Source organism: Cupriavidus sp. GW823-FHT07B10 (genome assembly GCF_058794355.1).
Map to the genome: position 1 here is coordinate 425674 of NZ_JBXAGS010000001.1, position 18235 is coordinate 443908.

At 68.0% G+C, this 18235-nt stretch carries 15 protein-coding genes; 8 read left to right on the forward strand and 7 right to left on the reverse strand.

Features of this window, described 5'->3' with window-relative positions; translation table 11 throughout:
• Window positions 1-8: 8 nt before the first annotated feature.
• The 7 genes from AC1Q6V_RS02125 to AC1Q6V_RS02155 all read right to left on the reverse strand — a co-directional run bounded on the left by AC1Q6V_RS02125 (window position 9) and on the right by AC1Q6V_RS02155 (window position 7522).
• Window positions 9-1046 carry an XdhC family protein gene (locus AC1Q6V_RS02125; RefSeq protein WP_010814433.1) on the reverse strand — a complete coding sequence of 346 codons (1038 nt, stop codon included), beginning with the start codon at window positions 1044-1046 and terminating at the stop codon, window positions 9-11.
• Complete coding sequence (locus tag AC1Q6V_RS02130) at window positions 1019-1576, reverse strand: SRPBCC family protein (protein WP_011614514.1); 558 nt, start codon at window positions 1574-1576, stop codon at window positions 1019-1021. The genes AC1Q6V_RS02125 and AC1Q6V_RS02130 overlap by 28 nt, the downstream gene beginning before the upstream one ends.
• Window positions 1567-2823 (reverse strand): vWA domain-containing protein, encoded by a 1257-nt coding sequence (locus AC1Q6V_RS02135; RefSeq protein WP_010814435.1) that lies wholly within the window; start codon window positions 2821-2823, stop codon window positions 1567-1569. Before AC1Q6V_RS02135 ends, AC1Q6V_RS02130 begins: the two co-directional genes overlap by 10 nt.
• 2 nt (window positions 2824-2825) lie before the next feature.
• Complete coding sequence (locus tag AC1Q6V_RS02140; protein WP_010814436.1) at window positions 2826-3722, reverse strand: AAA family ATPase; 897 nt, start codon at window positions 3720-3722, stop codon at window positions 2826-2828.
• Between the two features lie 95 nt (window positions 3723-3817).
• Window positions 3818-4618: an FAD binding domain-containing protein gene (locus AC1Q6V_RS02145; protein ID WP_010814437.1), complete on the reverse strand. Its 801-nt coding sequence runs from the start codon at window positions 4616-4618 to the stop codon at window positions 3818-3820.
• 27 nt (window positions 4619-4645) lie between these two features.
• Entirely contained in the window at window positions 4646-7021 is a 2376-nt protein-coding gene (locus AC1Q6V_RS02150; protein WP_011614515.1) for a xanthine dehydrogenase family protein molybdopterin-binding subunit, read from the reverse strand.
• 12 nt (window positions 7022-7033) lie between these two features.
• Window positions 7034-7522 (reverse strand): (2Fe-2S)-binding protein, encoded by a 489-nt coding sequence (locus AC1Q6V_RS02155; protein WP_013955528.1) that lies wholly within the window; start codon window positions 7520-7522, stop codon window positions 7034-7036.
• 346 nt (window positions 7523-7868) lie between these two features.
• Here AC1Q6V_RS02155 and AC1Q6V_RS02160 point away from each other — a divergent pair, with 346 nt between their 5' ends.
• The 8 genes from AC1Q6V_RS02160 to AC1Q6V_RS02195 all read left to right on the forward strand — a co-directional run bounded on the left by AC1Q6V_RS02160 (window position 7869) and on the right by AC1Q6V_RS02195 (window position 18171).
• Window positions 7869-8447, forward strand: a complete 579-nt coding sequence (locus AC1Q6V_RS02160) for a YqaA family protein (protein ID WP_454749224.1) — start codon at window positions 7869-7871, stop codon at window positions 8445-8447.
• A 180-nt stretch (window positions 8448-8627) separates the two neighbouring features.
• The gene (locus tag AC1Q6V_RS02165) at window positions 8628-12602 is read left to right on the forward strand and encodes a DUF3683 domain-containing protein (protein WP_454749225.1); all 3975 of its coding nucleotides are present in this window, start codon (window positions 8628-8630) and stop codon (window positions 12600-12602) included.
• A gap of 9 nt (window positions 12603-12611) precedes the next feature.
• On the forward strand, window positions 12612-13049 hold the full coding sequence (locus tag AC1Q6V_RS02170) for an HIT family protein (protein ID WP_011614519.1): 438 nt from the start codon (window positions 12612-12614) through the stop codon (window positions 13047-13049).
• Between the two features lie 123 nt (window positions 13050-13172).
• Window positions 13173-15038, forward strand: coding sequence for an ABC transporter ATP-binding protein/permease (locus AC1Q6V_RS02175; RefSeq protein ID WP_454749226.1), 1866 nt, complete (start codon window positions 13173-13175; stop codon window positions 15036-15038).
• Between the two features lie 72 nt (window positions 15039-15110).
• Window positions 15111-15533 carry a gamma-butyrobetaine hydroxylase family protein gene (locus tag AC1Q6V_RS02180; RefSeq protein WP_011614521.1) on the forward strand — a complete coding sequence of 141 codons (423 nt, stop codon included), beginning with the start codon at window positions 15111-15113 and terminating at the stop codon, window positions 15531-15533.
• A gap of 34 nt (window positions 15534-15567) precedes the next feature.
• Window positions 15568-16299: a bifunctional demethylmenaquinone methyltransferase/2-methoxy-6-polyprenyl-1,4-benzoquinol methylase UbiE gene (gene ubiE / locus AC1Q6V_RS02185; RefSeq protein ID WP_010814445.1), complete on the forward strand. Its 732-nt coding sequence runs from the start codon at window positions 15568-15570 to the stop codon at window positions 16297-16299.
• Window positions 16300-16362: 63 nt separating this feature from the next.
• Window positions 16363-17352 (forward strand): Tim44 domain-containing protein, encoded by a 990-nt coding sequence (locus tag AC1Q6V_RS02190; RefSeq protein ID WP_454749227.1) that lies wholly within the window; start codon window positions 16363-16365, stop codon window positions 17350-17352.
• A 129-nt stretch (window positions 17353-17481) separates the two neighbouring features.
• Window positions 17482-18171 (forward strand): ubiquinone biosynthesis accessory factor UbiJ, encoded by a 690-nt coding sequence (locus AC1Q6V_RS02195; protein WP_041687137.1) that lies wholly within the window; start codon window positions 17482-17484, stop codon window positions 18169-18171.
• Window positions 18172-18235 lie beyond the last annotated feature (64 nt).

The window sequence follows — 18235 nt, forward strand, 5'->3', positions numbered from 1 at the left end:
CGAGGTCGTCAGGTGGGATCGGGCGCGACGTCGCAGCTGCTGCCGGTGCCGGCAGCCATCTCGCGTGCGGCCTTGGCGCCTTCCACCTGCAGGATGTCGGGCAGCGATACGTGGTTCCTGGCCGCGATCACCTCGGCCAGGATCGAGATGGCGATCTCGGGCGGCGTGCGGCTGCCGATGTAGATGCCCACGGGGCCATGCAGCCGCGCCAGCTGCAGCTCGGTCAGGTCGAATTCCTTGAGCCGTTCGCGGCGCGCCTGGTTGTTGCGGCGCGAACCCAGCGCGCCCACGTAGAAGGCGCGGGTGCGCAGCGCTTCCATCAGCGCCAGGTCGTCCAGCTTGGGGTCGTGCGTGAGCGCGATCACGGCGCAGCGCTCGTCCAGCTTCATGTCGGTGACGGTGTCGTCGGGCATGGTGCGCACCATGGTCACGCCGGGGATGTCCCAGGTCTCGGTGTATTCCTCGCGCGGGTCGCACACGGTGACCTGGAAGCCCAGGCCCACGGCGATCTGGCACAGGTACTTGGACAGCTGCCCGGCGCCGATCACCAGCATGCGGTAGCGCGGGCCGTGGATGGTCAGCAGGGTCTTGCCGTCGAACACCAGGCCGTCGGTGGCGTTGGCCGGGCCCAGCGTGGCGGTGCCGGTGGCCATGTCGAGCGTGCGCGCGACCAGGCGGCCGTTCTCAACGGCATCGAGCAGCTCGGCGATGCCGCTGGCCGGGGTCAGCGGTTCGGTCACCAGCTCGATGGTGCCGCCGCACGGCAGCCCGAAGCGGTGGGCTTCCTCGGCGCTGATGCCGTACTTGATCGCTTCCGGGTGGTCGGCGGTGATGCCCTGCCGGCGCACGCGGTCGATGATGTCGTCCTCGATGCAGCCGCCCGAGACCGAGCCCACCACCAGGCCGTCGTCGCGCACGGCCAGCATCGCGCCTTCGGGCCGGGGCGACGAGCCCCAGGTCCGCACTACCGTGACCAGCAGCACGCGATGGCCTTGCTGCTGCCACTGCACGCTGTTCTTCAGGACTTCGAGATCCACGCTGTCCATGATCGTTTCCGCTTCGGTTCCTCTGTTGGTTCATTGTCGCCGGCGGCCGCGGCGGGGGCGCTCTCGGCCGCTGGCGTTTCGTCGGTGGCGTCAGGGGTGACGGCCTCGGTGAAGCGCGCAAAGAAGGTGTCTGCCATCTTGCGCGCCGCGGCGTCCACCAGCCGCGAGCCGATCTGTGCGATCTTGCCCCCCACGTGGGCGTTGACGGTGTAGGTCAGCACGGTCTCGTCACCGTCTGCTTCCAGCCGGACCTGGGCGCTGCCCTTGCCGAATCCCGCCGCGCCACCCTGGCCATCGAAACGGATGGTGTAGCTGTCGGGGGCCTGGATGTCTTCCAGTGCCATGCGGCCCTTGAAGCGCGCCTTGACCGGGCCCACCGCGGCCGTCAGGGCCAGCTGGTACGCGTTGTCGCCGTCGGGCTCGATACTCTCACATCCCGGGATGCAGTGCTTGAGCAGCTCGGTGTCGTTGAGCGCTTCCCATGCCACCTGCTGCGGGACCGGCAGGCGCTGGCTCTGGTTCATTTCCATGGCGGGGCTTCCTTGTTGTGCCTGGCGAGGGCAGGGGTGGCGGCCCGGGGCGGGCCGCCATGGTCGGACAGCAGCGTCTCGAGCGCCAGCAGGCTGTCCAGGTTATGGGCCGGGCGCAGTGCGTCCACGTGCGGCAGGATGGCTTGCACGCCACGCGCCTGCGGGGTGAAGCCGGGGTAGCGCAGCAGCGGGTTGAGCCAGACGATGCGGTGCGCAAAGCGGCGCAGCCGTGCCATTTCGTCGCCGAGCAGGTCGATATGCTCGTGGTCCAGGCCGTCGGTGACCAGCAGTACGGTGGCGCGCCCGGACAGCGTGCGCCGCGCCCAATGGCGGTTGAAGCTGGCCAGCGCCGCGCCGATGCGGGTGCCGCCGGCCCAGTCGCGCACCTGGCCGGTGATCAGCGCGACGGCCTCGTCGGGGTCGCGTTCGCGCAGCGAGCGCGTGATGTTGGTCAGCCGCGTGCCGAACAGGAATACCGACAGCCGCTCGCGCGACTGCATCAGCGCATGGCAGAAGTACAGCACCGCGCGCGAGTACTGGCTCATCGAGCCGGAGATGTCGAGCAGCAGCACCACCGGCGGCTTGCGCTCGGCGTGCTTGCGGAATTTCCAGCGCAGCCACTCGCCATGCTGGCGCACCGCCAGGCGCGCGCTGGCGCGCAGGTCGGCATGGGTGCCACAAGTGGCGGCGCGCAGGCGGCGGGTGCGCTGCAAGGCCAGGTGGGCGCGGCGCGTGCGCACCAGGTGCTGCAGCGCGCGCCATTCCTGCGCGGTCAGGGTTTCAAAGTCGCGCTGCGCCAGGCGTTCCTGGTCGGAGAAGGTCAGCGGCACGTGGATGCGCTCGGCTTCGGCCTGTGCCGGACGTGACTGCGCTTCGGGCTGGCGCGCGGCCAGGGCATCGGCCAGCCGGTTGCTGCGTTTCGGTGGCGGCGCGCCGCTGTCGACGCGCGGCAGCAGCAGCGCGCGCAGCTTGCCTTCCCAGTCGGGATCGCGCCAGAACAGGTCGAAGGCGGCATCGAACAGCGGGCGCTGGTCGGGGCCGGACAGCACCAGCGCCGCCAGCGCGGCGCGTACCTCGTCGCGCTGGCCGATATCGATATGGCGCAGCGCCTCCAAGGCATCGACAGCATGGGCCGGCGATAGCGCGAAGCCGCCGTCGCGCAACAGCCGCATGAAGTGCGTGACGTTGCGCGCCAGCACCGGCAGGGCCGGTGCGGCGGGCCGTGCGGCGGCGTGCAGCGTGGCCATCTTCAGCCTCCCGGCGTGGCACCCGCCAGCAGCTCGGCCACGGTGGGGCCGTCCACGCGCGCCAGGTCGTCCTGGTACTTGAGCAGCACGCCCAGCGTGTCGCGCACGGACTGCGGATCGAGCTCGGTCGCGCCCAGCGCGGACAGCGCGCGGCACCAGTCGATGGCCTCGGCGATGCCCGGCGCCTTGAACAGGTCGATGCCGCGCAGCCGGTGGATAAAGTCGATGGCCTGGGCCTGCAGCGCCGCGGCGGCCTCGGGCGCGCGCGCGGCCACGATCTGCAGTTCGCGGTCGCGCTCGGGGTATCCCATCCACTGGTACAGGCAGCGGCGCTTGAGGGCGTCGTGGACTTCGCGGGTGCGGTTGGAGGTGATCACGATCAGCGGCGGGCGCTCGGCGCGGATCACGCCGATCTCGGGGATCGACACCTGGAATTCGGACAGCACCTCCAGCAGGAACGCTTCGAAGGGCTCGTCGGCGCGGTCGATCTCATCGATCAGCAGCACGCGCGGCACGTCGGGCGCGGCGGGGTCGGGCAGCAGGGATTCCAGCAGCGGGCGCTTGAGCAGGTAGTCATCGTGGTACAGCGACTGCGCCTCGGGCCGCTCGCCGCGCGCCTCGGCCAGGCGCAGCGCCATGATCTGGCGCGGGTAGTCCCATTCGTACAGCGCGCTGGCGGCGTCCAGCCCTTCATAGCATTGCAGCCGCAGCAGCCGCGTGCCGAGCACGCCCGCCATCGCTTGCGCCATGGCGGTCTTGCCGACGCCGGGCTCGCCTTCCAGGAACAGCGGCCGCTGCATGCGCAGGGCGAGATAGAGCACCGTGGCGGTCTCGCGGTCGGCGAAGTATTGCTGGCGTTCCAGCTGGGCGATGGTGTCGTCGATGGAGGTGGGAAGCATGAGCAATCTTGTGTGCCAACGCCACAAAAGCGCCGGCGGTTTGCTCCCCTCTCCCGCCGTGCGGGAGAGGGGAGACAACAAGCGGCGGCGAAGCGCTACCCCTTCGCCGCCGCCTCCACTGCCCTTGCCGCCAGCACCGGGATCAGATGCGCCCGGTACTCCGCCGACGCATGCAGGTCGGCATTCAGCGTCGACGCATCGACCTTCACCCCACGCGCCGCCTGCGCGGTGAAGGCGGCCGACAGCGCCTGCTCCAGCGGCTGGCAGCGGAACACGCTGTCGGCCGCGCCTGTCACCGCCACGCGCACCGTGTTGCCGGTGCGCGCCACCATCACGCCCACCAGCGCGAAGCGCGAGGCCGGGTTGCGGAACTTGGCGTAGGCCGCCTGCTCCGGGATCGGGAAGCGCACCGCGGTGATCAGCTCGTCCGGTTCCAGCGCGGTCTCATAGAGGCCCTTGAAGAAGTCGTCGGCGGCGATGGTGCGGCGGTCGGTGACCACGGTCGCCCCGAGCCCCAGCACACCCGCGGGATAGTCGGCAGCGGGATCGTCATTGGCGAGCGCGCCGCCGATGGTGCCCATGGCGCGCACCTGGCGGTCGCCGATGCCGCCGGCCAGTGCCGCCAGCGCCGGGATGCGCCGGCGCACCTCGGCATGCTCGGCCACATCGGCATGGCGCGCGGCGCCGCCGACCACGATCTCATTGCCTTCGACGCGGATCTCGGCCATGCCGGGAATACGCGCCACGTCCACCAGCACGGAGGGCGCGGCCAGCCGCAGTTTCATCGCGGCCAGCAGGCTCTGGCCGCCGCCGAGGAACTTGGCGTCGGGATCGGCCCTGAGCGTGGCCACGGCTGCCTTGGCATCCGCGGCGCGTTCAAAATTGAATGCGTACATGTCGGTTTCCTTTGCGGTGTGCGTGGGTCACGGCCGGGCGGCCTGGATGGCCTGCCAGACCCGGTGCGGCGTGGCGGGCATCTGGATGTCCTTCACGCCCAGCGGGCTGAGCGCATCCACCAGCGCGTTGATGAACGCCGGCGGCGAGCCGATCGCGCCGGCCTCGCCGCAGCCCTTCACGCCCAGCGGGTTGTGGGTGCAGGGCGTGCCGGTGGCGGTCTCGACGGTGAAGTCGGGCAGGTCGCCGGCGCGCGGCATGGCGTAGTCCATGTACGAGCCGGTCAGCAACTGGCCGCTGTCGTTGTCGTAGACGCACTGCTCCAGCATGGCCTGGCCCAGCCCCTGGCCGATGCCGCCATGGACCTGGCCTTCGACGATCATCGGGTTGATGATGTTGCCGAAGTCGTCCACCGCGGTGAACTTGACCACCTGCGACTCGCCGGTATCGGGATCGACTTCCACCTCGCACACATAGGCGCCGGACGGGTAGGTGAAGTTGGTCGGGTCGTAGAACGCGTTTTCGTTCAGGCCCGGCTCCAGCTTGTCGAGCGGATAGTTGTGCGGCACGTAGGCGGAGAGCGCGACTTCGCCGAAGGTCTTGGTGCGGTCGGTGCCGGCCACGCGGAACACGCCGTTGCTGAACTCGATGTCGGTGTCGGCGGCTTCCAGCAGGTGCGCGGCGATCTTCTTGGCCTTGGCCTCGATCTTGTCGAGCGCCTTGACGATGGCCGAGCCGCCCACCGCCAGCGAGCGCGAGCCATAGGTGCCCATGCCGAACGGCACCCGGCCGGTGTCGCCGTGCACGATCTCGACCTGGTCCAGCTGCAGCCCGAGCCGGTCGGCGACCACCTGCGCGAAGGTGGTCTCGTGCCCCTGGCCATGGCTGTGCGAGCCGGTGAACACGGTCACGGTGCCGGTCGGGTGCACGCGGATCTCGCCCACCTCGAACAGCCCCGCGCGCGCGCCCAGCGCGCCGGCGATATTCGACGGCGCCAGCCCGCAGGCCTCGATATAGCAGGAATAGCCCAGGCCGCGCAGCTTGCCGCGCTGCTTCGCTTCGTCGCGCCGGGCCGGGAAGCCCTTGACGTCGGCCAGCTCCTGCGCGCGCGCGAGGCACGGCTCGTAGTCGCCGGTGTCGTAGGTCAGGCCCACCGGCGTGGCGTACGGGAACTGGCGGATGAAATTCTTGCGGCGCAGCTCGGCCGGGTCGATCTTCATCTCGTGCGCGGCGGTTTCTACCAGGCGCTCGACCACATAGGTGGCCTCGGGCCGGCCGGCGCCGCGATAGGCATCCACCGGCGCGGTGTTGGTGAACACGGCCTGCACCTCGGCGTAGATCGCGGGCGTGGCGTACTGGCCCGCCAGCAGCGTTGCATACAGGATGGTGGGCACGCTGCTGGCGAAGGTCGACAGGTAGGCGCCCATATTGGCGGTGGTATGCACCCGCATCGCCAGGAACTTGCCGTCGGCGTCGAGCGCCAGCTCGGCCCTGGTCACGTGGTCGCGGCCGTGGGCATCGGTCAGGAAGGACTCGGAGCGGTCCGCGGTCCACTTGACCGGGCGCCCGATCTTCTTCGAGGCCCAGGTCAGCGCCACGTCTTCCGGGTACAGGAAGATCTTGGAGCCGAAGCCGCCGCCCACGTCCGGTGCGATGATGCGCAGGCGCGATTCGGGTAGCCCCAGCACGAACGCGCCCATCAGCAGGCGTTCGACGTGCGGGTTCTGGTTGGCCACGTAGACGGTGTAGCTGTCGTCCTGGCGCGTGTAGCTGGCATTGACCGCGCGCGGCTCGATCGCGTTGGGGATCAGCCGGTTGTTGACGATGTCCAGCGTGGTCACGTGCGCGGCCTTGGCAAAGGCGGCGTCGGTGGCGGCCTTGTCGCCGTGGCCCCAGGTGTAGCAGGTGTTGGCCGGCACGTCGTCATGCACCAGGGTGGACGCCTTGGCGGCATCCGCGGCGCTGACCACGGCGGGCAGCTCTTCATAGTCGACGTCGATCTTCTCTGCCGCGTCACGCGCCTGCTGCAGGGTCTCGGCGATGACCAGCGCGACCTGGTCGCCGACGTGGCGCACCTTGTCGTGGGCAATCACCGGGTGCGGCGGCTCCTTCATCGGCGAGCCGTCGATGCTGTGGATCAGCCAGCCGCAGGGCAGGCCGCCGACCTTGTCGGCCGCCAGCTCGTCGCCGGTCAGCACGGCGATCACGCCGGGCGCGGCCAGGGCCTCGGTCTTGTCGATCGAGCGGATGCGCGCATGCGCGTGCGGCGAGCGCAGGAAGTACGCGTAGCTTTGCTGCGGCAGCACGATGTCGTCGGTGTACTGGCCGTTGCCGGTCAGGAAGCGATAGTCTTCCTTGCGCTTGACCGGCGCGCCTACCAGGCGCTGGCTTTCGGGTGCGTTCATGGCCGGTCCCCCTTATTCAGCGCTGGCGGCGGTGCCCTGCATGGCCGCCTGGCCCTGCTGCACTGCGCGCACGATGTTGTGGTAGCCCGTGCAGCGGCACAGGTTGCCTTCCAGGTGGGCGCGGATGGTGGCGGCGTCGGCGCCCGGATGTTCCTGCACCAGCGCGGTGGCGCTCATCACCATGCCCGGCGTGCAGAAGCCGCATTGCAGGCCGTGGCATTCGCGGAAGGCTTCCTGCATCGGGTGCAGCGTGCCGGGAGCGGCGAGGCCCTCAATGGTGGTCACGGCGGCGCCGTCGGCCTGGACCGCGAGGATATTGCACGACTTGACCGCCCGGCCATCCAGGTGGACCGTGCAGGCGCCGCACTGCGCGGTGTCGCAGCCGACGTGGGTGCCGGTCAGGCGCAATTGTTCGCGCAGGAACTGGACCAGGAGGGTGTTGGGTTCTACCTGCGCGTCAACGGACTTGCCGTTGACCGTCAGGCGGATCGGAATCGCCATGCTTGTCTCCATGTGGGGTGGACGCGCATGACCAATTGCCCGAAATCCCGAAAGAACTGCGTGGGACTGGCCACGACGCGGTACTGCCGCTTAAGACGGCTATAGGACGGCTAATTCGTGATATTGGTGCTGCCGCTACAACTGCTGTAGGTGCGCCAGCGCACGCGGCGAGCGGCTTCAATGCTGGCGCGAATGCTGCGGCCGGCGAACGATTGGCCACAACAGGCTCTAACAGTTAATCACAAATCCAGCACAGGTGCCATGTGGTTTGCCCGCTCCCCATTCGCGGGGCGGGGTCCTGGCAGGGCCGCTGCTAGAATGGCCCGGCCCCCTTGCTCACCCTGACATGGAAGCCTTCTTCGACTGGCTGTTCGAAACCATTGCCCTGCCCAAGGTGGGCCTGCCCGCGATCTTTGTGGTCAGCCTGATCTCGGCCACGCTGCTGCCGCTGGGCTCGGAGCCGGCGGTGTTCGGCTACGTCAAGCTCAACCCGCAGATGTTCTGGCCGGCGATCGTGGTGGCCACTGCCGGCAACACCGTGGGCGGCGCCATCGACTGGTGGCTGGGCTATGCCGCCAAGCTGGCGCTGGTGCGCTACCACAAGCGGCGCCGGGCGCGCGAGCACGACCGTGAGCACCTGGAGCATCGCGAGCACGCGCGCAAACCGCCCAAGCCCAAGCTCGACGCGCGCTACTTCCGGTGGATGCGCCGGCTTGGGCCGCCTACGTTGCTGTTCTCGTGGCTGCCCGGCATTGGTGATCCTTTGTGCACTTTAGCCGGCTGGCTGCGCCTCTCCTTCTGGCCCAGCCTGGCCTGGATGGCGGTCGGCAAGTTCATCCGCTATCTGTTCATGACCGTCAGCCTGCTTTGGATCCCGGACAGTTTTTGGCAGAACATTGCGCAAACGTTCAAGGCCTGGTTCTGATCCGGTGCGTTGCCGGCACCACCGTGGGGCGCCATTGCCAGGCCAGAAAGCTGCCTAATCCCTTGTTCCGACAAGGATTCCTCTATGTTGCGGTGCGGCGAAAGCAGGGGTTGAAGTACAATCGCCCTTTAATGAACGATTCGCGCACAGTCCCCGTGCGCAGCAGGAAGCGGTCCCCCAATGAACGCCCCACTCGTGCTCGACGCCAAGCTCGCCGCGCAGGACGCCCCGCCGCGCCTGCGTGAAATCCCTTATAACTACACGTCCTTCTCGGACCGCGAGATTGTCATCCGCCTGCTGGGCGAGGAAGCCTGGCGCATCCTGGACGAGCTGCGCAGCGAGCGCCGCACCGGCCGCTCGGCCCGCATGCTGTACGAGGTGCTGGGCGATATCTGGGTGGTCCGCCGCAATCCCTACCTGCAGGACGACCTGCTGGAAAATCCCAAGCGCCGCCAGATGCTGGTCAGCGCGCTGCACCACCGCCTGAACGAGATCGAGAAGCGCCGCGCCGCCGACCGTGCCGAGCACGCCGAGCCCGCCGCCGAGGACCGTTCGCACCGCGTGGAGCAGCTGGTCGCCTTCGCCAAGCAGGCGATCGAGGACTTCAAGAACGAATTCGCCGCGGCCTACGACCTGCGCAAGCGCGCGCAGCGCGTGCTGGGCAAGGTCACGCAGAAGGACAACATCAAGTTCGATGGCCTGTCGCGCGTGTCGCACGTGACCGACGCCACCGACTGGCGCGTGGAATACCCGTTCGTGGTGCTGACGCCCGATACCGAGGAAGAGATCGCCGGGCTGGTCAAGGGCTGCTTCGAACTGGGCCTGACCATCATTCCGCGCGGGGGCGGCACCGGCTATACCGGCGGCGCCGTGCCGCTGACGCCGATGAGCGCGGTGATCAATACCGAGAAGCTGGAGCAGCTCGGGCCGGTGGAGCAAACCGACCTGCCGGGCGTGTCGCACAAGGTCGCGACCATCTTCTCCGGCGCCGGCGTGGTGACGCGCCGCGTGGCCGACGCTGCCGACAAGGCAGGCCTGGTGTTCGCGGTCGACCCGACCTCGATCGATGCCTCTTGCATCGGCGGCAACGTGGCCATGAACGCGGGCGGCAAGAAGGCCGTGCTGTGGGGCACCGCGCTGGACAACCTGGCCTGGTGGCGCATGGTGGATCCGGAAGGCAACTGGCTGGAGATCACCCGGCTGGACCACAACCTGGGCAAGATCCACGACGTGCCGGTGGCCACCTTCGAACTGAAATGGTCGGACGGCAACCGCGCCCCGGGCGAGAAGGTGCTGCGCACCGAGACGCTGGCCATCGAGGGCCGCAAGTTCCGCAAGGAAGGCCTGGGCAAGGACGTCACCGACAAGTTCCTGGCCGGCCTGCCCGGCGTGCAGAAGGAAGGCTGCGACGGCATCATCACCAGCGCGCGCTGGATCCTGCACCGCATGCCGAAATTCATCCGCACGGTCTGCCTGGAGTTCTTCGGCCAGGCGCGCGACGCGATCCCCAGCATCGTCGAGATCAAGGACTTCCTCGACGCCGAGACCAAGAAGCCCGGCGGCGCCATCCTGGCCGGCCTGGAGCACCTGGACGAGCGCTACCTGCGCGCGGTCGGCTACGCCACCAAGAGCAAGCGCAACGCCTTCCCGAAGATGGTGCTGATCGGCGATATCGTCGGCGACGATGAAGACGCCGTGGCGCGCGCCACCTCGGAAGTGATCCGCATGGCCAACGGCAAGAGCGGCGAAGGCTTTATCGCCGTCAGCCCCGAGGCGCGCAAGAAGTTCTGGCTGGACCGTTCGCGTACCGCCGCCATCGCCAAGCACACCAACGCCTTCAAGATCAACGAAGACGTGGTGATCCCGCTGAACCGGATGGGCGAGTACACCGACGGCATCGAGCGCATCAATATCGAGCTGTCGATCAAGAGCAAGCTCAAGCTGGTCGACACGCTCGAAGCGTTCTTCGCGCGCGGCAACCTGCCGCTGGGCCGCAGCGACGACGCCAACGAGATCCCCAGCGCCGAGCTGCTGGAAGACCGCGTGCAGCACGCGCTGACGCTGCTGCGCGAGATCCGCGCGCGCTGGTGTTACCTGCAGGACCACATGGACGTGCCGCTGACGCAGGCCAAGGCCTCGCTGATCGGGCACGGGCTGGGACTGCTGGGGCAGGAGTTCGATGCGCGCCTGCAGCATCAGCCTGATGCCACCGTGTTCCACCTGCTGCAGGACCGCACCATCCGCGTGTCCTGGAAGGCGGAGATCCGCGCCGAATTGCGCAAGATCTTCAACGGCGGCGAGTTCAAGCCGATCCTGGACGAAGCCCAGAAGATCCACAAGCAGGTGCTGCGCGGCCGCGTCTTCGTGGCGCTGCACATGCACGCCGGCGACGGCAACGTGCACACCAATATCCCGGTCAACTCCGACGACTACGACATGCTGCAGGACGCGCATCGCGCGGTGGCCCGTATCATGGACCTGGCGCGGTCGCTCGACGGCGTGATCTCGGGCGAGCACGGCATCGGCATCACCAAGCTGGAATTCCTGACCGAGGAAGAGATCGGCGACTTCCGCGCCTACAAGCTGAAGGTCGATCCGCAAGGGCGCTTCAACAAGGGCAAGCTGCTGCCCGGCGCCGACCTGCGCAATGCCTACACGCCGTCGTTCGGCCTGATGGGGCATGAGTCGATCATCATGCAGCAGAGCGATATCGGCGCGATTGCCGAGAGCGTCAAGGACTGCCTGCGCTGCGGCAAGTGCAAGCCGGTGTGCGCCACGCACGTGCCGCGCGCCAACCTGCTGTACAGCCCGCGCAACAAGATCCTGGCGACCTCGCTGCTGGTCGAGGCCTTCCTGTACGAAGAGCAGACCCGCCGCGGCATCTCGGTCAAGCACTGGGACGAATTCTCGGACGTGGCCGACCACTGCACCGTGTGCCACAAGTGCGTGACGCCGTGCCCGGTCAAGATCGACTTCGGCGACGTGTCGATGAACATGCGCAACCTGCTGCGCAAGATGGGGCAGAAGAAGTTCAACCCCGGCACCGCGGCGTCGATGTTCTTCCTCAACGCCACCAACCCCGAGACCATCAACCTGACCCGCAAGGTCATGATCGACTGGGGCTACAAGGCGCAGCGCCTCGGCAATGACGTGCTGAAGAAATTCGCCAAGAAGCAGACCGCGCATCCGCCCGCGACCGTGGGCAAGGCGCCGGTGCGCGAGCAGGTGATCCACTTCATCAACAAGAAGATGCCGGGCAACCTGCCCAAGAAGACCGCGCGCGCGCTGCTCGACATCGAGGACAACGAGATCGTGCCGATCATCCGCGACCCGAAGGCGACCACGCCGGAAACGGAAGCGGTGTTCTACTTCCCCGGCTGCGGCTCGGAGCGGCTGTTCTCGCAGGTGGGCCTGGCCACGCAGGCGATGCTGTGGCACGTGGGCGTGCAGACCGTGCTGCCGCCGGGCTACCTGTGCTGCGGCTATCCGCAGCGCGGCAACGGCCAGTACGACAAGGCCGAGAAGATCGTCACCGACAACCGCGTGCTGTTCCACCGCGTCGCCAACACGCTGAACTACCTCGACATCAAGACCGTGGTGGTCAGCTGCGGCACCTGCTACGACCAGCTCGCCGGCTATGAATTCGACAAGATCTTCCCGGGCTGCCGCATCATCGACATCCATGAATACCTGCTCGAGAAGGGCGTGAAGCTGGAAGGCGTGACCGGTACCCGCTACATGTACCACGATCCCTGCCACACCCCGATCAAGACCATGGACCCGACCAAGCTGGTCAATGACCTGATGGGCGGCAACACCGGCCTGGGCAAGATCGAGAAGAACGAGCGCTGCTGCGGCGAGTCGGGCACGCTGGCGGTGACGCGTCCGGATATCTCGACGCAGGTCCGCTTCCGCAAGGAAGAGGAAATGACCAAGGGCGCCGACAAGCTGCGCGCCGACGGCTTCACCGGCGACGTCAAGATCCTGACCAGCTGCCCGTCGTGCCTGCAGGGGCTGTCGCGCTACAAGGAAGATGCCACGGTGCAGGCGGATTACATCGTGATCGAGATGGCGAAGCATCTGCTTGGGGAAAACTGGATGCCGGAGTACGTCGCGAAGGCGAACGCCGGCGGTATCGAGCGGGTGCTGGTTTAAATCTCGACGATGGCACGCGTACCCAACTGCCCCTTGTGCGAGACCGACGGCGGCGAACTGGTCTGGATGGGCGACCGCGCCCGGCTGATCCTGGTCGAGCATGACCGTTTCCCGGGCTTCTGCCGCATCGTCTGGAACGATCACGTGGCCGAGCTGAGCGACCTGGAGGATGCCGACCAGGCCTGGCTGATGCGGCTGGTCGCACGTGTCGAACGGGTGGTGCGCGAGGTCATGGCGCCGGACAAGGTCAACCTGGCGGCCTTTGGCAACATGGTGCCGCACCTGCACTGGCATATCATCCCGCGCTACCGCTGGGACACCCATTTCCCCGAGGCAATCTGGGCCGCGCCGCAGCGCGCGGCGGATGCCGTGCGCGTGCAGGAGCTGGCCAGCCGGTTGCCGGCGCTGCGTACGGCGCTTTCGCTGCTCGAAGCCGGCGACGCCTGAGGGGCGCGCGGAACCCACGCCTGGCCGTGACCGTCTGAATGCTGTTGCCGCCGTGGCCTGCCGCCACGGTATCCAGAACAACAAGCCCGGCCGGCATCCGCTGACGGGCCAAGCACTGCCGCTATGTCCTCCACTCCGACCTCAGTCACCGTACCGGGCCCTGCCGTCCCTGCCAGGGCCCTCAAGATCCAGAGCCGGCTGCGCATGGCTGCCACGTGGGCGCTGATCAAGCCTTACTGGAAATCCGAGGACCGCCTCGCCGGGCTTGGCCTGCTGGCGCTGGTGGTGGTGCTCAACCTCGGCATCGTCTATATCAACGTGCTGCTCAACGAGTGGAACCGCGTGTTCTACAACGCGCTGGAGCAGCGCGACTACGCCTCGTTCAAGGTGCTGCTGCTGCGCTTCTCGTGGATCGCGGCGTTCTTCATCGTGGCGGCGATCTCGCGCCAGTACTACACCATGATGCTGCAGATGCGCTGGCGTACCTGGATGACCGGCCGCTTCATGGGCCACTGGCTCGGGCACCAGGCCTATTACCGCATCGAGCAGACCCACACCACCGATAACCCCGACCAGCGTATCGCCGACGATTTGCGCCTGTTCACGGACGGCGCGCTGTCGTTGTCGCTCGGGCTGCTCAACTCGGTGGTGACGCTGCTGTCCTTCGTCGGCATCCTGTGGACGGTATCGGGGCCGATCAGCTTTGCGCTGGGCGGCACCGAGTGGACCATCCCCGGCTATATGGTGTGGTTCGCGGCGGGCTATGCGGTGATCGGCTCGCTGGTGGCGCACGTGGTCGGCCGCCCGCTGATCGGCCTGAACTTCCAGCAGGAGCAGTATGAGGCGGATTTCCGTTTCACGCTGGTGCGCCTGCGCGAGAACAGCGAGCCGGTGGCGCTGTACCGCGGCGAGCCCACCGAGCAGGCCGGCCTGCGCGCGCGCTTCGACCGCATCCGCGCCAACTGGAACCAGCTGATGCGCTATACGCGGCGGCTGACCTTTGTCAGCTCCGGCTATGCGCAGTTCGCCATCATCTTCCCGATCCTGGTGGCGGCGCCGCGCTACTTCGCCGGCAAGATGACGCTCGGCGGCCTGATGCAGACCAGCTCCGCCTTCGGCCAGGTACAGGGCGCGCTGTCGTGGTTTGTCGACAGCTACGCCACGCTGGTGGGCTGGAAGGCGGCCGCCAACCGCCTGATCGATTTCCAGGAAGCGATCCGCGTGGCCGAGCGCCAGGACCTGGCGCCGGGCGGCGTGCGCGATATCGAGGTGGAACATACCGGCAAGCCGCAGAATGGCATCACCATCGACGGCCTGGCGCTGGCACTGCCGGTACGCGCCGCGCGCAGCGCGGCCGTGGGCCAGCGGCCGCTGGTGGCGCCGTTCTCGCTGTCGGTCGCGCCGGGCGAGCGCTGGCTGGTCAGCGGCCCGTCCGGCTGCGGCAAGAGCGTGCTGTTCCGCGCGCTGGCGGGGATCTGGCCGTACGGCAGCGGCACCGTGACCATGCCCGACGGCGCGCGCATGCTGTTCCTGCCGCAGCGCAGCTACCTGCCGATCGGCACGCTGGCCGATGCGCTGGCTTACCCGGACGCCGGCACCGTGCATAGCGCGGAAGCGCTGCAGGCGGCGCTGCGCCAGGCGCGGCTGGCGGCGCTGGCGGACCAGCTCGACGTGTTCGACAACTGGGCGCTGCGGCTTTCGCCGGGCGAGCAGCAGCGTCTGGCCTTCGCGCGCGCGCTGCTGCAGAAGCCGGACTACCTGTTCCTGGACGAAGCCACCAGCGCGCTGGACGAGGAAACCGAAGGCGCCATGTACCGGCTGATGGTGGAGTCGCTGCCGCAGGCGGCCATCATCAGTATTGCCCACCGCAGCACCGTGGCGGCCTATCATCAACGGCGCCTGCGTTACGTGCCGCAGAACGGGGAAGCGGCCCGGGCTGCGCAAGCCGGCGAGCCTGGGGTAAGCTATCGGGTCGTATGCGAAGCGTGATGCCGTGCCGTACCGGCAGCATCGCGCGGCAATCACCCCCTCAGGAGCGACCCTAACCGGGCCGCGATCATCATGGCAGGCCTGGAAAAAGACACCCCTCATCCCACCGCGCTGACCGTCCATACGCAATCCCGCGTGCTGGAGATCGGCTTCGACAACGGCCGCAGCTTCCGGCTGCCGTTCGAGCTGCTGCGCGTGTATTCGCCGTCCGCTGAAGTCCAGGGCCACGGCCCGGGGCAGGAAGTGCTGCAGACCGGCAAGCGCGAGGTGGGCGTCAACGCGGTCGAGCCGGTCGGCAACTACGCGATCCAGATCCGCTTTACCGACGGCCACGATACCGGCATCTATTCCTGGGACCTGCTGTACCGCCTCGGCGACAACCAGGATGCGCTCTGGCAGGACTACCTGCAGCGCCTGGAAGCCGCCGGCGCCGACCGCGACACCCCGATGCCCGCCGCCGGCGCTGCCGGCGGCCACGGCTGCGGCCATCACTGAGCCGCGCCGAACCGATTACCCTGGAGTCTGAAAGATGAGTGAAACCCACTTCGGGTTTGAAAAGGTCGACGAAGCGGAAAAGGCCGACAAGGTTGCCGGCGTGTTCCATTCGGTGGCGAGCAAGTACGACGTGATGAACGACCTGATGTCGGGCGGCATGCACCGGCTCTGGAAGATGTTCACCATCGCCCAGGCTGGCGTGCGCCCCGGCCACAAGGTGCTGGACATCGCCGGCGGCACCGGTGACCTGGCCAAGGCGTTCGCGAAGCAGGCCGGCCCGACCGGAGAGGTCTGGCTGACCGACATCAACGAGTCGATGCTGCGCGTGGGCCGCGACCGGCTGCTGAACAAGGGTATCGTCACCCCGGTGTGCCTGTGCGACGCCGAGCGCATTCCGTTCCCGGACAACCATTTCGACCTGGTGACCGTGGCCTTCGGCCTGCGCAACATGACGCACAAGGATGCCGCGCTGGCCGAGATGCGCCGCGTGGTCAAGCCGGGCGGCAAGGTCATGGTGCTGGAGTTCTCCAAGGTGTGGAAACCCCTGGAGAAGGCCTACGACGTCTATTCTTTCAAGGTGCTGCCGTGGCTGGGTGAGCGGGTGGCAGGGGATGCCCCCAGCTATCGCTATCTCGCGGAATCGATCAGAATGCATCCAGACCAGGCTTCACTTGTACGCTTGATGGAACATGCCGGCCTGGAAAATGTCGAATACTTCAATCTGACGGCCGGAGTGGTGGCGCTCCACGTCGGGCGCAAGTATTAAGAAGACTTGAAATCGCCATGCCTCGCCCGCATATAGGGTGAAACTGACAGGGGATAGCAGAATATGTCGTCATTTCGTGGAAAATTCCTGGTTGGGTCGCTGATTACCGCGATTGCCTTGGGATTGATGTTCGACGCCAATGCCAAGCGCATGGGCGGCTCGCGCAGCATCGGCAAGCAATCTGAGTCGGTCACGCAGCGCCAGCAGGCGCCGCAGCCCACTTCGCCGACCCAGCAGGCGCAGCAGCCCGCACAACAGGCGGCTCCGGCAACGGCCGGTGCGGCCGGCGCGGCCGCGGCCGCGGCGCCCAAGCGCAACTGGGGCGGCATCCTGGGCGGCATCGCCGCCGGCCTGGGTATCGGCTGGCTTCTGTCGCACTTCGGTCTGGGCGGGGCGGCACTGAGCTTCCTGTCCAATCTGATCCTGATCGCGCTGGTGGCGTTCGCTGCGATCTGGCTGATCCGCAAGTTCCGTGGCGGCAGCAAGCGCACCCAGCAGCCGGCCTACGCCGGCGCCGGCAACGCGCCGAACCTGGGCCGCAGCGCCGAGCCCATGTTCCGCGGCGAGCCGACGCCTGTGTCTTCGGGTAGCCCGGCTGGCCCGGCCGCCAATACGGTACTGCCGGCAGCATCGGCAGCCCCGGTCGCGGCCGATGCGGTGGCCCAGCAGCCGTGGGGCGTGCCGGCCGACTTCGATACCGAAGCCTTCCTGCGCAACGCCAAGGTTCATTTCGTGCGCCTGCAGGCCGCGTGGGATGCAGGCAACCTGGACGACATCCGCGAGTTCACCACGCCGGAGATGTTCGCCGAGATCAAGATGGACCTGGCCGACCGCGGCGCCGAGGTCAACAAGACCGACGTGGTCACGCTGGAAGCCCAGCTGCTCGGCATCGAGTCGGCTGCGGCCCAGCATATCGCCAGCGTGCGCTTCTCGGGCATGATCCGCGAGAAGTCCGGCGAGGCGGCCCAGCCGTTCGGCGAGGTCTGGAACCTGGCCAAGCCTGCCAGCGGCACCGGCGGCTGGCTGCTGGCCGGCATCCAGCAAGAGTCCTGATGCCGCACCCCGCGGCGGTGATGCGCCGGGGGGAGTAGCTTAGAATGGAGGCCCACGCGAAAGCGTGGGCTTTTTTTGTTTGGGACGCCCGACCTGCGGCGTCGCTGCCTGCCCGCCAACCGCGCTGTCATGAATACTCTGCCTTCCGCCCTGGCCATGCCCGCCATCTCGGCGCTGAACCACCTGCTTGAGCAGGAGCCGTGGGCCCGCAACCAGCTCACGCCGTTTGCCGGGCGCGTGATCCGCTTCGATGCGGCCGCCTTCGTGCTGTCGCTGAAGGTGACGGAGCACGGCTGCACCGAACCAGCGCCCGAGGCCGAGGCGCCCGCGGTGACGCTGCGTGTGCCGGTGCAGCAGTGGCCGCTGGTGGCCGCCGACGTGGCCGAAGGCGGCCAGGCCGCCGCCATGCGCCATGTCCGCATCGAGGGCGACGCCGAGCTGGCCAACACCATCTCGACGCTGGCGCGCAACCTGCGCTGGGACGCCGCCGAAGACCTGTCGCGCGCGCTGCGCGGCATCCTGGGCGGGCCGGTGAGCGACAGCGTGGCGCAGCGCGTGGTCGACGGCGCGCGCCAGGTGCATGAGCAGGCCACGCGCGTGGGCCGCGCCCTGGTCGACAACGTCACCGACTACCTGCTGGACGAGCATCCGACCCTGGTGCGCCACGCCGCGCTCGATGCCTTCGGCACCGACGTGGGCCGGCTGCGCGACAGCCTGGCCCGGCTCGAAAAACGGCTGGAGCGGCTGGAGCGCGCCGGCCCGCCGCCGGCTTCCGGACAGTCGGGCCAGTCCGGCAAGCTGCCGTCGCCGCACCGCTGAGCCGGCCGCGCCCCGATCCCATCCACCAACAACATGACTGCCTGCCCGGCCCTGTGAAGACTCC

Bases quoted from the DNA above. Each gene is read 5' to 3' on its own strand.
- AC1Q6V_RS02125 (WP_010814433.1), bottom strand. From the start codon at position 1,046: ATGGACAGCGTGGATCTCGAAGTCCTGAAGAACAGCGTGCAGTGGCAG.
- AC1Q6V_RS02130 (WP_011614514.1), bottom strand. From the start codon at position 1,576: ATGGAAATGAACCAGAGCCAGCGCCTGCCGGTCCCGCAGCAGGTGGCA.
- AC1Q6V_RS02135 (WP_010814435.1), bottom strand. From the start codon at position 2,823: ATGGCCACGCTGCACGCCGCCGCACGGCCCGCCGCACCGGCCCTGCCG.
- AC1Q6V_RS02140 (WP_010814436.1), bottom strand. From the start codon at position 3,722: ATGCTTCCCACCTCCATCGACGACACCATCGCCCAGCTGGAACGCCAG.
- AC1Q6V_RS02145 (WP_010814437.1), bottom strand. From the start codon at position 4,618: ATGTACGCATTCAATTTTGAACGCGCCGCGGATGCCAAGGCAGCCGTG.
- AC1Q6V_RS02150 (WP_011614515.1), bottom strand. From the start codon at position 7,021: ATGAACGCACCCGAAAGCCAGCGCCTGGTAGGCGCGCCGGTCAAGCGC.
- AC1Q6V_RS02155 (WP_013955528.1), bottom strand. From the start codon at position 7,522: ATGGCGATTCCGATCCGCCTGACGGTCAACGGCAAGTCCGTTGACGCG.
- AC1Q6V_RS02160 (WP_454749224.1), top strand. From the start codon at position 7,869: ATGGAAGCCTTCTTCGACTGGCTGTTCGAAACCATTGCCCTGCCCAAG.
- AC1Q6V_RS02165 (WP_454749225.1), top strand. From the start codon at position 8,628: ATGAACGCCCCACTCGTGCTCGACGCCAAGCTCGCCGCGCAGGACGCC.
- AC1Q6V_RS02170 (WP_011614519.1), top strand. From the start codon at position 12,612: ATGGCACGCGTACCCAACTGCCCCTTGTGCGAGACCGACGGCGGCGAA.
- AC1Q6V_RS02175 (WP_454749226.1), top strand. From the start codon at position 13,173: ATGTCCTCCACTCCGACCTCAGTCACCGTACCGGGCCCTGCCGTCCCT.
- AC1Q6V_RS02180 (WP_011614521.1), top strand. From the start codon at position 15,111: ATGGCAGGCCTGGAAAAAGACACCCCTCATCCCACCGCGCTGACCGTC.
- ubiE (WP_010814445.1), top strand. From the start codon at position 15,568: ATGAGTGAAACCCACTTCGGGTTTGAAAAGGTCGACGAAGCGGAAAAG.
- AC1Q6V_RS02190 (WP_454749227.1), top strand. From the start codon at position 16,363: ATGTCGTCATTTCGTGGAAAATTCCTGGTTGGGTCGCTGATTACCGCG.
- AC1Q6V_RS02195 (WP_041687137.1), top strand. From the start codon at position 17,482: ATGAATACTCTGCCTTCCGCCCTGGCCATGCCCGCCATCTCGGCGCTG.